Genomic DNA, 13855 nt, shown 5'->3' with positions numbered 1-13855 from the left:
TGGAGTCATGGAGACCCTGGGAGGCGCCGAGTTCGCGCCCGCGCAGACATATCTGAACACCTCGAGCTGTGGGCTGCTGCCCCGCCGGACCGTGGAGGCCGTCAGGAAGCTCGTCGAGGAGAACGCGGCCGGCCGGCCCGGAGGGGCGGGTGACTTCGACCGGGTGGCGGCGGCCCGGGCCGGCTTCGCGAAGCTCGCCGGCGTCCATCCGGACCGGGTCGCCGTCGGCTCGTCGGTCTCCGTCCACGTCGGCCTGATCGCCCAGTCGCTGCCCGCCGGCGCCGAAGTCCTTCTTCCGGAGGGCGAGTTCAGCTCGGTCATCACCCCCTTCGAGGTGCGCGGCGACCTCAAGGTCCGCCTCGTACCCCTGGAGTCGCTGGCCGAGGAGGTGCGCCCGGAGACGGCGCTGGTCGCCTTCTCCTCGGTGCAGTCCGCGGACGGCCGGAGCGCCGACCTGGCGGCGGTGCGGGCCGCGGCGGCCGCGCACGGTGCCCGTACGCTCCTCGACGCCACCCAGTCGGCGGGCTGGCTGCCGCTGGACGCGGGGGAGTGGGACTACACGGTCGCGGGCGGCTACAAGTTCCTGCTCTGCCCGCGCGGGGCGTCCTTCCTGACCGTCACCGAGGAGGCCCAGGACTCCCTGGTACCCATCCACGCCGGCTGGGTCTCGGGAGAGGACGTGTGGGCCAGCACCTACGGTCCCGTCGCCGAACTGGCCCGCTCGGCCCGCCGCTTCGACGAGCCTCCGTCGTTCCTCTCGTACCACGGAGCCGAGCATTCGCTCGCGCTGCTGAACGAGATCGGGATCGAGCGGATCCACGCCCACAACACGGCCCTCGCCACCCGCTTCCGGGAGGGCGTGGCGCGGATCGGCCATGCGGTGGTGCCGGGCGACTCGGCGGTCGTGGCTGTGCCGGGGCTGGGCCACCGCCACGGCGACCTGGTGCGGGCCGGGGTCCTCACCTCCGACCGGGCGGGCAACCTCCGGCTCTCCTTCCACCTCTACAACTCGGCCGCGGACGTGGACCGGGCGCTGGAGGTCCTGGACGGCGCCGCCTAGGTCTTTCGTTCGGATCGGGCCGGATCCGTGGGCGGGGGACGCGAGCCCGGCGGGATCCGAACGAGAGGCCCTACATCCCGGGGCAGTCCCCCGCCGCCTCCTTGCAGAGGTTCTCCTCCACGAGGGACAGGAGCCGGGCCAGTTCGCCGCGCTCCCGCGCGTCGAGACCCTGGAGGCTGCGCTCCTCCAGGCCGCTCCAGACCTGCGCGACCTCGCCGCTCAGTGAGCCGTTGTCGCAGGTGGCCTCGACCAGGACGGCCCGGCGGTCCGCCGGGTCGGGGGAGCGGCGGACGTGTCCGGCCTGCTCCAGGCGCTGCAGCATCTTGGTGACGGTCGACGGGTCGAGCTCCACGGCCTTGATCAGGTCCGACTGGCGCACCGGGCCGGAATCCCACAGGCACATCATCAGGAACTCCTGGCCCGGGTAGAGGCCGACGTCCTTGAGCGCCTTGCCTGCGGCGGTCCGATGGAGCCGGGCCACACGGGCCAGGGCGTGGCTCACCGGGCCGCCGCGCGCGGCGGACGGCAGCTTCGCGGTGGGACAGGCGGGGTCCGCCGGCTCGGACATCGGAACTCCTTCGCTCGCCCCCGCGGTACGGCGTCCGCGGTGGTACCGAAAGAATACCTTGGTCGGCCAAGTAATGCGTTACAGTGCCCTCAGTGGAAATAGTTGGCCGACCACAAATTGGTCGGCCACATAGTGCTCTGGGGGCATTCAGTGACCACCGCTTTCGATCCGATCGACCTCGCCGGCACCCACCTGGCCAACCGCATCGCCATGGCGCCGATGACCCGCAGCCGCGCCGAGGGCCGCGTTCCGACCGATCTGACCGCCGAGTACTACGCCCAGCGCGCCTCGGCCGGCCTGATCATCACCGAGGGCACCCAGCCGTCCGCCGTCGGCCAGGGATACCCTCACACGCCCGGCCTGCACAGCGCCGAACAGACCGCCGCCTGGCGCAAGGTCACCGACGCCGTCCACGCCAAGGGCGGAAAGATCTTCGCCCAGCTCATGCACGCCGGCCGGATCGGCCACCCGGACCTCCTGGACGACGGCCTGCACCCGGTGGGCGCGTCCGCCGTGGCCGCCGAGGGGCAGGTCTACACCCACGAGGGGCCGAAGGCCTTCCCCGTCCCGCACGAGCTGTCCGACGCCGAAGTCCACCGCACCGTCGAGGAGTTCGCGACCGCAGCCCGCAACGCCGTGAACGCCGGCTTCGACGGCGTGGAACTGCACGGCGCCAACGGCTATCTGATCCACCAGTTCCTCGCGCCCAACACCAATGTGCGCACCGACGGCTGGGGCGGCTCCGTCAAGGGCCGCATCCGGTTCGCCGTCGAGGTCGCCAGGGCCGTCGCCGCCGAGATCGGCCCCGAGCGCACCGGTCTGCGCATCTCCCCCGGAAACCCGTTCAACGGCATCGACGAGCCCGAGCCGGAGCCGACGTACACCGCGCTCGTCGACGCGATCGAGCCGCTCGGCCTCGCGTACCTGCATGTCGCCGAGGGCGGCTCGAACCCGCGCGAGCTGACGCTGGCGCTGCGCAAGCGCTTCTCGGGGACGTTCATCCTGAACCCGCTGAGGCCGAGCCCGACCGGTGCCGAGTCGCTCGCGCTCGTCGAGGACGGCACCGCGGACATCGTCTCCTTCGGCGCGCTGTTCCTGGCCAACCCGGACCTGCCGGCCCGCCTCGCGGCCGACGGCCCGTACAACACGCCGGACCGGGCGACGTTCTACGGCGGCGACCACAAGGGCTACACCGACTACCCGGCGCTGGCGCGGTAGTACGACGCCACGCCGCGACGCCACGACGGCACGCCGCGACGGCACGACGGCACGACGAAGGGGGCCCGCCGCCCACGGGCGACGGGCCCCCTTTCCCGGCTCACCGCACCGGGGTGAAGTCCCGTGCGCCGATGAACTCGGGCCGCCGTACGGGCGCCGCGAACGGCTCCTCGGCGGCGTTCTCCACGCTGTTGAAGACGATGAAGACATTGCTGCGCGGGTACGGGGTGATGTTGTCCCCCGAGCCGTGCATGCAGTTGCAGTCGAACCAGGTAGCCGAACCGGCGCGCCCGGTGAACAGCTTGATCCCGTGTGCCTCGGCCATCCTCGTCAGGGCCTCGTCCGACGGGGTGCCGGCGTCCTGCATCTGCAGGGACTTCTTGTAGTTGTCCTTGGGCGTCTCGCCCGCGCAGCCGAGGAACGTCCTGTGCGAGCCCGGCATGATCATCAGGCCGCCGTTGGTGTCGTGGTTCTCGGTCAGCGCGATCGACACGGACACCGCGCGCATCCGCGGCATCCCGTCCTCCGCGTGCCAGGTCTCGAAGTCCGAGTGCCAGTAGAAGCCGGAGGCGCCGAACCCGGGCTTCACGTTGATCCGCGACTGGTGGACGTAGACGTCCGAGCCGAGGATCTCCCGGGCCCGGCCCACGACCCGCTCGTCGCGCACCAGCCGCGCGAAGACCTCGCTGATCCGGTGGACCTCGAACACCGAGCGGACGTCCTGGGACTTCGGCTCGACGATCGAGCGGGCGTCGGCGCGGATGGCCGGATCGGCGATCAGCCGGTCGAGCTCCGCCTTGTAGACGGCGACCTCGTCGTCCGTCAGCAGCCCGGGGTCGGTGAGGAAGCCGTCCCGCTCGAACGACTCCAGGCCCGGGGCGGACCCCCAGACGACCGGGTCCCGGCGCGGGGTCGCGACCTCGGTGGCGCCACGGGTCGGGTACAGATCGGTCAGTACGTCGGTCATGGCTCAGGCCTCCTCGGTCAGCAGGGGATAGACGCCGTTCTCGTCGTGGTCCTCCCGTCCGGTGACCGGCGGGTTGAAGACGCAGACGCAACGGAAGTCCGTCTTGGGCCGCAGCGTGTGCCGCTCATGCCCGTCCAGCAGATACATCGTGCCGGGCTCGATCCAGTGCGTTCGGCCGGTCTCGTCGTCGGTGAGCTCGGCCTCGCCCTCGACGCACAGCACGGCCTCGATGTGGTTGGCGTACCACATCGACGTCTCCGTGCCGGCGTACAGCACGGTCTCGTGCAGTGAGAAGCCCACCTTCTCCTTGGCGAGCACGATGCGCTTGCTCTCCCAGGTCCCGGAGGCCGACTTCACATGGCGTTCGGTGTTCTCGATGTCCTTCAACGATCGGACGATCACGGTGGTGCAACTCCCTTGTGTGCGTGGTGTTCAGGCGGTCTCGCGGACCGCGCGGGCCAGCGTGCGCAGCCCTTCGTCCAGCTCGTCGGGGGTGATGGTCAGCGGCGGCAGCAGCTTCACGACCTGGCTCTCCGGCCCGGAGGTCTCCAGCAGCAGGCCCAGCTCGAAGGCGCGGGCGCACACCGCCGACGCGCGGGTCCGGTCGGCGAACTCCAGGCCCCAGACGAGGCCGCGACCGCGGAAGTGCGCTCCGTAGGCGGAGTTCTCCTCGCAGATCGACAGCAGAGCCTGCTCGACCTGCTCGCCGCGGGCGATGGTCTGCTTCTCCATCTGGCCGTCGGCCCAGTAGGCGTCGAGCGCGGCCGCGGCGGTCACGAAGGCCGGGTTGTTGCCGCGGAAGGTGCCGTTGTGCTCGCCCGGCTCCCAGATGTCCAGCTCCGGCTTGAACAGGCAGAGCGACATGGGCAGTCCGTAGCCGCTGATGGACTTGGACAGGGTGACGATGTCCGGGGTGATCCCGGCCTCCTCGAAGGAGAAGAACCCTCCGGTGCGGCCGCAGCCCATCTGGATGTCGTCCACGATCAGCAGCATGTCCTGGCGGCGGCAGAGGTCGGACAGCGCGCGCAGCCACTCGTTGCGGGCGACGTTGATGCCGCCCTCGCCCTGCACGGTCTCCACGATGACGGCCGCCGGCTTGTTGAGCCCGGAGCCCTGGTCCTCCAGGAGACGCTCGAACCACAGGAAGTCCGGCACCTGGCCGTCGAAGTAGTTGTCGAACGGCATCGGGGTGCCGTGCACCAGCGGGATGCCGGCGCCGGCGCGCTTGAAGGCGTTTCCGGTGACGGCGAGCGAGCCCAGCGACATGCCGTGGAACGCGTTGGTGAAGGAGACGACCGACTCGCGGCCTTTCACCTTGCGGGCGAGCTTCAGCGCGGACTCGACGGCGTTGGTGCCGGTCGGGCCCGGGAACATCACCTTGTACGGCAGGTCCCGCGGCCGCAGGATCACGTTCTGGAACGACTCCAGGAACGCACGCTTGGCGGTGGTCGCCATGTCGAGGCCGTGGGTGATGCCGTCACGCTCGATGTAGTCGATCAGCGCCCGTTTCAGTACGGGGTTGTTGTGACCGTAATTGAGTGAGCCGGCACCGGCGAAGAAGTCCAGATAGCTGTGGCCGTCCTCGTCGGTGAGACGGGCGCCCTGCGCGCGGTCGAACACGGCCGGCCAGCCGCGGCAGTAGCTGCGCACCTCCGACTCAAGGGTCTCGAAGACGCTCAGGGCGGGCGGGGAAATGGTCACGGCGTTCTCCTCGGTGGGGGGTACGGGGTTGCTTCAGGCGGTGATCGGGCCGATGCGGTACAGCACCTCTGGCTGGTGGGTCCCTTCGGGGAAGAGCCCGCCGTCGAAGAGGACGGCACGCTCCAGGGACGCGCCCCGGCGCTCGGCGTACGAGGTGAACAGCCGGTCGGACGCGGTGTTGTCCGGTGTGACCGTGGTCTCCAGCGTGTCGATCCCGAGCCCGGCCGTGCGGGCGGTCAGCGCGTCGAGCAGGACCCCGGCCAGCCCTCGGCCCCGGTGGTCGTGGTCGACGGCGACCTGCCAGACGACCAGCGTCCGCGGGCGCTCCGGCCGGACGTACCCCGTGACGAAGGCGATCGGCTCGCCGTCGGAATCCCGGGCCACCACTGAGGTCGCCGCGAAGTCACGGCACCACAGCAGGTAGCTGTACGAGGAGTTGAGGTCCAGGACCTCGGAGTCGCGGGCAATTCGCCAGATCGCGGCTCCGTCCTCCACTCGTGGGCTGTCCAGAACAATGGCTGCTTGTGCGGCGGTCATGCGGATTGAATTTACCGATCGCATTCGGAAATTGCATGCCCCGAAGGTGTTGGGCGCACGCGGAAAGTGTGTTATCGCGCGGGCGCGTCCGGTGCGCGAGCCATCGATGCTGGAGGCCCATCTGCCCAGAAATATCCGGGCAGAAAGGGCCTCCGACCAGGGGTGATGTGGAGTCGGTCACACAATGGAAATCGCCCCGGTGTCTGTCCGAATTGCCCTTATGGTGCGTGTGAAAATCTTTGCGTTTAGGACTGGGAAATCCGGGCAGAAGAATGCGGTGAACTATCTCCGGTGAATTCCGTTCTGTTATTCGGGATTCAAGGCCAATTCTGCTTTTCCGGCAAGTGCCCGCCGTAACTTCTCCGGGTGCGCCCACAGACGCCTCCGTCGCGGCGCAGTCCGGCGGAAGGCGGAACAGCGCTCCCTCCCCACTCGTTCGGCGGGATTTCCGCCCCTCCCGGGAACCAGGCACGCCCACGAAGCAGTTGAGCACCACAGTGATCACGAACGGCGATGAGTGGGGGCGTTCCCGTGGAGCTGCGTCAGCTGGAGTACTTCGTCGCGGTGGCGGAAGAGCTCGGCTTCGGGCGAGCCGCCGAGCGGCTGCACATCGTCCAGGCCGCGGTGAGCCGGCAGATCGGTCGGCTGGAGCGGGAGCTCGGGCTGCGACTCTTCGACCGCTCGGCGCGGCAGGTGCGGCTCACCGCGGCGGGGGAGCGGCTCCTGCCCGAGGCGCGGGCCGCCCTGGCCGCCGCCGCCGGGGTGCGGGCCACCGCCGCGGGCATCGCGGCCGGGACGGACGGGCTGGTGCGGCTCGGGACGAGCCGGGCGTTCGCCGACCGCGTCTACCGCGCCCTCGACACCCTGGCCACGCACCGGCCCGGGCTGCGCGTCCGGCTGGAACGGGCACCCCAGGAGGCCCGGCTGGCCGCCGTACGGTCCGGCCTGTTCGACGCGGCACTGGTCCGCACCCTGCGCCACGCGGAGGGGCTCACCCTCCACCCGCTCTGGGCGGACCCCCTGATCGCGGCGCTGCCCGCCGCGCATGTTCCGGTGGACGGGCCGGGCGCGGCGAGCGGGCCCGTCGACCTCGAACGGCTCGCCGCGCTCCCCCTGCGTCTCGCCCCGCGCGACGCCAATCCGGCCTTCCACGACCTGATCACCGGCGCGCTGCCGCGCTGGCTGCCGGGGCCGCCCTTCACCACGCTCAAGGAGACGCTGACCGAGCTGGCCGCCGACCCCGAGCCCTCGTGGACCGTCTTCTATCCGGTGGGCCCGCTGCCGCCGACCGACCGGATCGTCTTCCGTACGCTCCCGGGACTCACCGTCCCCGTCTCGCTCGCCGTACGGGCGGAGTCCCCCGCCCCACCCGTACAGGCCCTGCTCGACGCGCTTACCGCCACGCCTCGGTGACCGCCCGGCGCGCGCCCGGGAGATCCACCGTCGCGCCCGCCTCGCCGAGCGCCGCGGCCAGCGCCGCCAGCGACGACTCCACGACCTCCGGCGCCGCGTCCCGGCCGTAGTGGTTGACCCGGATCATCTCCTTGGACAGCGCCCCGCCACCCGCGGCCAGCGGCACCGAAGGGTCCGCCGCGAGCGCCCGGGCCACCAGCTCGGCCGCGTCGGTCCCCGACGGCGCGCGGAGCGTCGTGGCCACCGGTGCCGCGTCGCGTGCCTCGTGCACATACGGCTCCAGGCCGCCGCCCAGTACCGACGCACCGGCGCGCGTGGCCGCGGCTGCCGAGGCGTGACGGGCCATCAGCGCCTCCAGGCCCTCCTCCTCGATGCGCTTCACACTCGCCTCGAGAGCGAGCATCTCCAACTGCGCCGGAGCGTGCGGCAGCGCTCTGCGGCCACTGTCGATCCAGCGCTCCTTCCAGTCCAGCAGCGAGAGGTATGAACGCCGGGGCGCCGCCGGGTTCGCGGCGAATCGCGCCCACGCGCGCTCGCTCACCGACACCGCCGAGACCCCCGCCGGGCCGCCCATCGCCTTCTGTGCGCCGATGACGCACAGATCCACGCCCCACGCGTCCGGCAGCACCGGCTCGGCGCCTATCGACGCGACGGCGTCGAGGTGGAACAGCGCGCCGTGCGCCCGCACGACCTCGCCGATCTCCGCCACCGGGTTGGTGTTCCCGGTCGCCGCCTCGGCGTGCACCAGCGAGACGAAGTCGATTGCCGGGGTCTCGGCCAGCGCCTGCTCGATCTGCGCGGCCGTTACCGCGGTGTGGAACGGCACCTCCAGGTCGATCACCGTCGCCCCGCAGTCCCGAAGCCAGTTGCCGAACGTCTGCCCGTACGGCCCGGTGATCACGTTCAGCGCGGTCGAACCGGGCCGGGCCCCGCTGCGGATGCACCCCTCCAGCGGCAGCAGCGCCTCGCCCTGCGTGATCACCACGTCCTGCTCGGTGGAGAGCAGGGCGGCGACCCGCCTCTCGATGTCCGCGAAACGCGCGGCGGTCAACGGGGGCAGGTCCAGCAGCGGATGGGTCACGGCGGTGCTCACTTCGGTCGGATCGGTGTTCACTGAGGTCCTCGACCGAGGGTAGAGCAGGGCTCGTACAGTGCTGGGCATGAGCGATCACATGGTGCTGCGGGTGAAGGGGCGGGTGCTCGTCGGCCCGGAGGACGTACGGGACGAGCTGTGGGTCGTCGACGGGCGGATCACCTACGACCGGCCGGCCGCCGAGGCGGTGACCGTGTCCGGCTGGGTCCTGCCCGGTCTGGTCGACGCGCACTGCCACGTGGGGCTCGACAAGCACGGCGCCGTCGACGAGGCCACCAGCGAGAAGCAGGCGCTCACCGACCGGGACGCGGGGACCCTGCTCGTCCGGGACGCGGGCTCCCCGGCGGACACCCGGTGGATCGACGACCGCGACGACCTGCCGAAGATCATCCGCGCGGGCCGGCACATCGCCCGCACCCGCCGCTACATCCGCAACTACGCCCATGAGATCGAGCCGGAGGACCTGGTCGCGTACGTCTCCCGGGAGGCCCGGCGCGGCGACGGGTGGGTCAAGCTGGTCGGCGACTGGCTCGACCGCGAGGCTGGGGACCTGGGGGCCTGCTGGCCGCGGCCCGAGGTCGAGGCGGCCATCGCGGAGGCGCACCGGCTGGGCGCGCGGGTCACCGCGCACTGCTTCGCGGAGGACTCCCTGCGCGATCTCGTCGAGGCGGGCATCGACTGCATCGAGCACGCGACGGGACTCACCGAGGACACCATCCCGCTCTTCGCGCAGAGGGGCGTGGCGATCGTGCCGACCCTCGTCAACATCGCGACCTTCCCGCATCTCGCGGACGGCGGCGAGGCCAAGTTCCCGCGCTGGTCGGCGCACATGCGGCGGCTGCACGAGCGCCGGTACGACACCGTGCGCGCCGCGTACGACGCCGGGGTCCCCGTCTTCGTCGGCACCGACGCGGGCGGCTCCCTGGCCCACGGACTCGTCGCGGCGGAGGTCGCCGAACTCGTCACGGCGGGCATCCCGCCCGTCGAGGCGCTGTCCGCGACCACCTGGGGGGCCCGGCAGTGGCTGGGGCGCCCCGTCCTGGAGGAGGGCGCCCCCGCCGACCTGGTCGTCTACGACGAGGACCCGCGCGCGGACGTCAGGGCGCTGGCGGCCCCGCGCAGGGTCGTCCTGAACGGCCGGGTCATCGGCTGAGGAACGCCAGCCGCGCCTTCTTCTCCGGGAGGTACACCTCCGGCAGGTCGATCTCGGGCAGCACGATGAGCGGCCCGAGCGTGAACCCGAGCCGTACCAGCCGGGCGATGGCCTTCTCGTTGGCCGCGTCCGGCTCCGCGACGAGCCGGACGCGGTCGCGCAGTGCGAAGTCCATGAGCGCGCCCAGGAGTTGGGCGGAGAAGCCGGGCCGTGGAGTCGTGGCGGGCGCGACCAGCAGGTGCACACCGAGATCGCCGGGCTCGACGTCGTAGCACTCGCTGACCCGGTCGGCCGAGGGCTCGTACGTCTGGAAGAGGGCGACCGGTTCGCCGTCGAGGCGGACCAGGAAGCCGTGGTGGGTGGTGAGCGAGTCCAGGTGCGCGTAGATCTCCCGCACCTGCTCCTCGGTGGCCTCGGCCATGCCCCAGAACCTGGCGCGGTCCTGGCGGACCCAGGAGTGGATCAGAGCGGCGTCCCGCGCGGGGTCGACGGGGGCGACGCGGACGGTCCCGAAGCCGTCGACGATCTGCTCGTGGACCGCCTTGGCCGGCGGCTCCGGCATTGGATCGGCCGACGGCTCGGTCACGGGCTGGGTCACCGGGTCAGTGGTCATGACGCTCCTCGGTGGTCTCGCCGGTCTCGGCGGTGTTGGGAGCCTCGGTGTTGTCGAGGCCCCGGGGGTCCCAGCGATCCCGGCCGGGTGGTGCGGGCGGCTCAGGCGGTGCCAGTCGGTGATCACAGGGACGAGGTCTCCGCGCAGCCAGAGCGGCAGCTGGTCGCGCCGGTGCGGATCACCCGCGACGCCGGACGCGCCGAACGGCACGACCCAGAGGCTGTTGTCCCGGTCGGCCAGGTCCCAGACATAGCGGGCCGCAGGGCCGCGGGAGCTGCGGTCGGTGAGCCCGGGCACGCTCGACGTGGACAGGACACAGTCGTGGTCGCCGTCGAGGCCGGGCCACTGGTCGTCGTCCCCCTCGTCCAGCGCCGCCCACGGCGCCAGCCGGTGCGACGCCCCCCAGACCGGCGGCACCTCCCCGGCCGCCACCTCCTCCACGGCCTCGCGCACCAGCGTGACGACGTCCTCGGCGGGCACGGGGCCGGCCGTCAGCAGGGTCCCCAGCGCGAAGCCGACGCGCGGCCCGAGCGCGAGCCACGGCTGGAACAGCGCCGGATACGGCAGCGGCTGAGCGAGCCCGGCGAGCGCGGGATGGGCGGCCAGCCGCCGTACGACACCGTGTCGCACGGCCGCGTACGCCCCCGCTTCGGCGCTCCCGGCGTCCATCCGCCGGTCCCAGCCGAGGAGTCGCGCCCGCAGGCGCTGGGCGGCGGGGGTGAGAGCCGGACCGGGGGAGGGGGCGGAGGCCGGCTCCGGCAGCGGTCCCAGGGACGCGAGCACCTTCAGGAGCGGGCCGGAGGAGGCGAGGTGGGTGTCGGTGTGGATGGTGGTCAGGGCGCGGGCCGACCAGGACGGCTGCGTCGAGAGCAGCTCGGCGATCCGGTCGGCGCGGTACGGCGGGGCGAACTCGATGCCCAGCGGCCCGGCCAGTCCCCGCTGATTGGCCATCACCGCCACGCCGTCGACCTCCGCGCGCGGCAGCGGCTCGTGCCGGCCGTGCCAGGTGTGCGCGCCGTCCCACGCGGGGACGATCCGCAGCCGGTTGTCGTCGTGGCGCCGCGGGACCAGGCCCGCCACCCGGTGCAGCAGGCCGCCCGCGGTGTCCGCGGCCTGGACGACGTTGACCGGCTCCACCCAGTGGTCGAAGGCCCGGTCCACGTCGGCGACCGTGCGCGCGGCCAGCAGGGCCGGCAGGGCGCTGAAGCCCAACTCGCCGGTCACGCGCGGCGGGTAGCGCAGGCTGATCGCGGTGTCGCCCTCCGGCGCGTGGAGGACGACCGGGCCGCGGTCCGTCTCCAGCACCTCGACGGTGACCGGCTCGGAGTTGGCGACCTCGATCGTCTCGGTGTGTGCGCGAACCGGCTCCCAGCCGTCCGGGCCGAGCGCCTCGACCCGCCCCTCCGAGCGCCGCAGCCGCTCGCGGTAGAGATCCTGGTAGTCGGCCATGGCGTTGGTGATCGCCCAGGCGACGTGTCCGGTGTGCCCGAAGTGCGCGAGACCGGGAACACCCGGGACGGCGAACCCCACCACGTCGTACTCGGGGCACGCCAGATGGATCTGCTGGTAGATCCCCGGCGCCTCGATGAAGCGGTGCGGGTCGCCCGCGATCAGCGCCGCGCCCGTGGTGGTCCGCTCGCCGGCGACGAGCCAGCCGTTGCTGCCGGAGTTGCCGGGACCGTCCGTGGCGAAGAGCTCGGTCCACTCCTCGCCGAGGCGGGTCGCGACCTCCTCGCGCCACAGCTTGGTGGGGAAGCCGGCGAAGAGGATGTGCGTGGACAGCCAGACCGCCAGCGGCGTCCAGGGCTCCCAGTGGCCGGGGGTGAGTCCGGTGTCGGTGAATTCGCCCGCGCGGTCCGCGCCTTCGGCGAGCCCGTCGTCGACCCCGGCCACATACGCCGTGACCCACGCGGCGGTCTCCGGGTCGAGGCGCTCGAAGCAGCGCCGCGCCGTGTCGGCCAGCCGCGCCTGCCGGGCGAACGTGTCCCAGCCGACGGAGTCCGCGCCGAGGAAGGCGGCAGTAGTGCCCAGGGCGCGGTGACGCTCGACCTCCAGCTGCCATGCCCGGTCCAGGGCCGTGTGGCGGCCCTGCGCGAAAGCCAGTTCGCTCGGGTCCCCGGCCCGCAGATGCGGGATCCCCCAGGCGTCCCGGTAGGCCTCGATGCTCACAGTGTTCCGATCTCTTTAGGTAAGGCTGGCCTAACTATTACATGCGTGAACGGTCCCCTTGTCCGCCGCCCCGGGGCCGTCGTCGGGTTGACCCGCCGTGACTGCTTCTCGCCGCACTCGTTTAAGCACTTCACGCGTTCTTCCTGGTCGCCGCCCCGCCGCGCCCCGCCGGGGGTGACGCGTGAGGTCGGATGGAACGCCCGTGCCGGAATATTCGAATGCGAGCGCGGAAACACCCCTTTGGGGTGAACTCACCGCAGGTGTACGCGAGTTCACTCTCCGTGCGTAAAGATTCCGGTGTCTCAAGTCGCCGTGCCCACGTGTCCCCGTGGGCCGACGGGGCGACGCCATGTCTCCTGTGGGGGTTCCACCATCTTGAACAGCAATACCTTCCGCCTGCCCGCACGCCGCTCCGCCGCCGCGGCGGCCGTGGCGGCACTCGCCGTCGGGCCCGTGGTTCTCGCCGCTCCCCCGGCGCAGGCCACCGGCGGGGAGGGACGCGCGAGCGCGGTCGTCCTGCGGACCGGTCTCGACGTCTCCCTGCTCAACAAGACCGTGAACGTGCCGCTCGACGCCACGCTCAACGAGGTCAAGGCGCCGGCGAGCGCCGACAAGACGGCGCTGACCGTCGAACTGGACGGCGTCGACAAGGGCAAGCCGTTCAGCGTGCTGCGCGCCGACGTGGCCACCGCGAGGGCCACCGTCGACAAGAAGAAGGCCGAGGGCTACACCAACCTCGCCAAGGCCCGTGTGCACCTGCCCGGCCTGCCCCTGCTCTCCCTCGTCGAGATCGAGAAGGTGACCTCGAAGGCGGTCTGCGAGGCGGGCAGGCGGCCGGTCGCCGAGTCCAACCTGCTCGGCCATGTCACCGTCCTCGGCAAGAAGGTGACCCTCTCGACCGGCGGCACCACCCAGGTCGACGTCCCGGCCGTGGGACGGGTGACCCTGGACCTGTCCAAGACGCGCACCACGTCACGCACGGCCGCGGCGACCGCGCTCGAACTGAAGGTGTCGGTCAACCCGCTCAAGCTGAACGTGGCCGAGGTCAACGGCGTGGTCACGCTCGCGGAGGCGACCTGCGAGTCGCCGAAACCGGACGGAAAGCCCACCCAGGAGCCGACCGACAAGCCCTCGGACAACAAGCCCATCGACAAGGGCGAGCCCACCACCGCCGGCGTCACGGCCCACGGCGGCAGCGAACCCACCCGGCAGAACCTCGCCGAGACCGGGGGCAGCTCCACCACGCCGTACGTGGCCGGCGGCGCCCTGCTGCTCGTCGGCGCGGGCATCGGCGCCCTCGTGCTGACCCGCGGCCGCGCACGCGCCCGCGGCTGAGCGACGGCCGTACGCACCTGAGCGCGGC

12 protein-coding genes are annotated in these 13855 nt (G+C 72.0%); 5 read left to right on the top strand and 7 right to left on the bottom strand.

The genetic code is table 11. From position 1 onward, the window contains the following. Window positions 1–7: 7 nt before the first annotated feature. On the top strand, window positions 8–1060 hold the full coding sequence (locus tag ACZ5VC_RS00425; RefSeq protein ID WP_469117928.1) for an aminotransferase class V-fold PLP-dependent enzyme: 1053 nt from the start codon (window positions 8–10) through the stop codon (window positions 1058–1060). Between the two features lie 70 nt (window positions 1061–1130). Here the strand turns inward: ACZ5VC_RS00425 and ACZ5VC_RS00420 are convergent, their stop codons facing one another. After that, the gene (locus ACZ5VC_RS00420) at window positions 1131–1628 is read right to left on the bottom strand and encodes a MarR family winged helix-turn-helix transcriptional regulator (RefSeq protein ID WP_469117927.1); all 498 of its coding nucleotides are present in this window, start codon (window positions 1626–1628) and stop codon (window positions 1131–1133) included. Between the two features lie 150 nt (window positions 1629–1778). On the opposite strand from ACZ5VC_RS00420, the gene ACZ5VC_RS00415 reads away from it, so the two are divergent. Next, window positions 1779–2846 carry an alkene reductase gene (locus ACZ5VC_RS00415; protein ID WP_469117926.1) on the top strand — a complete coding sequence of 356 codons (1068 nt, stop codon included), beginning with the start codon at window positions 1779–1781 and terminating at the stop codon, window positions 2844–2846. A 100-nt stretch (window positions 2847–2946) separates the two neighbouring features. Here the strand turns inward: ACZ5VC_RS00415 and thpD are convergent, their stop codons facing one another. From thpD to ectA, 4 genes are read right to left on the bottom strand one after another with little or no spacing between them, the layout of a single operon-like run. Next, window positions 2947–3813 carry an ectoine hydroxylase gene (gene thpD, locus ACZ5VC_RS00410; protein WP_469117925.1) on the bottom strand — a complete coding sequence of 289 codons (867 nt, stop codon included), beginning with the start codon at window positions 3811–3813 and terminating at the stop codon, window positions 2947–2949. A 3-nt stretch (window positions 3814–3816) separates the two neighbouring features. After that, window positions 3817–4215, bottom strand: coding sequence for an ectoine synthase (locus ACZ5VC_RS00405; RefSeq protein ID WP_468711269.1), 399 nt, complete (start codon window positions 4213–4215; stop codon window positions 3817–3819). Between the two features lie 30 nt (window positions 4216–4245). Beyond that, entirely contained in the window at window positions 4246–5514 is a 1269-nt protein-coding gene (gene ectB, locus ACZ5VC_RS00400; RefSeq protein WP_468711272.1) for a diaminobutyrate--2-oxoglutarate transaminase, read from the bottom strand. 33 nt (window positions 5515–5547) lie between these two features. Further along, a complete protein-coding gene (ectA, locus tag ACZ5VC_RS00395) occupies window positions 5548–6051 on the bottom strand; it encodes a diaminobutyrate acetyltransferase (protein ID WP_468711275.1) in 504 nt (167 codons plus the stop codon). 531 nt (window positions 6052–6582) lie between these two features. On the opposite strand from ectA, the gene ACZ5VC_RS00390 reads away from it, so the two are divergent. Continuing rightward, on the top strand, window positions 6583–7464 hold the full coding sequence (locus ACZ5VC_RS00390; RefSeq protein ID WP_469117924.1) for a LysR family transcriptional regulator: 882 nt from the start codon (window positions 6583–6585) through the stop codon (window positions 7462–7464). Here the strand turns inward: ACZ5VC_RS00390 and ACZ5VC_RS00385 are convergent. Continuing rightward, window positions 7445–8545 carry a pyridoxal-phosphate-dependent aminotransferase family protein gene (locus ACZ5VC_RS00385; RefSeq protein ID WP_469118883.1) on the bottom strand — a complete coding sequence of 367 codons (1101 nt, stop codon included), beginning with the start codon at window positions 8543–8545 and terminating at the stop codon, window positions 7445–7447. The genes ACZ5VC_RS00390 and ACZ5VC_RS00385 overlap by 20 nt on opposite strands. A gap of 79 nt (window positions 8546–8624) precedes the next feature. Here ACZ5VC_RS00385 and ACZ5VC_RS00380 point away from each other — a divergent pair, with 79 nt between their 5' ends. Continuing rightward, window positions 8625–9710, top strand: a complete 1086-nt coding sequence (locus ACZ5VC_RS00380) for an amidohydrolase family protein (protein ID WP_469117923.1) — start codon at window positions 8625–8627, stop codon at window positions 9708–9710. Here ACZ5VC_RS00380 and ACZ5VC_RS00375 read toward each other — a convergent pair. After that, window positions 9700–12492, bottom strand: a complete 2793-nt coding sequence (locus ACZ5VC_RS00375) for a GNAT family N-acetyltransferase (RefSeq protein ID WP_469117922.1) — start codon at window positions 12490–12492, stop codon at window positions 9700–9702. The genes ACZ5VC_RS00380 and ACZ5VC_RS00375 overlap by 11 nt on opposite strands. 375 nt (window positions 12493–12867) lie before the next feature. On the opposite strand from ACZ5VC_RS00375, the gene ACZ5VC_RS00370 reads away from it, so the two are divergent. Then, window positions 12868–13827, top strand: a complete 960-nt coding sequence (locus ACZ5VC_RS00370; protein ID WP_469117921.1) for an SCO1860 family LAETG-anchored protein — start codon at window positions 12868–12870, stop codon at window positions 13825–13827. The last annotated feature ends 28 nt before the right edge of the window (window positions 13828–13855 follow it).

The organism is Streptomyces sp. NPDC033174 (genome assembly GCF_055577795.1).
Note: the sequence above shows the minus strand (reverse complement) of the source record. Positions and strands in the feature narration are given on the sequence as shown.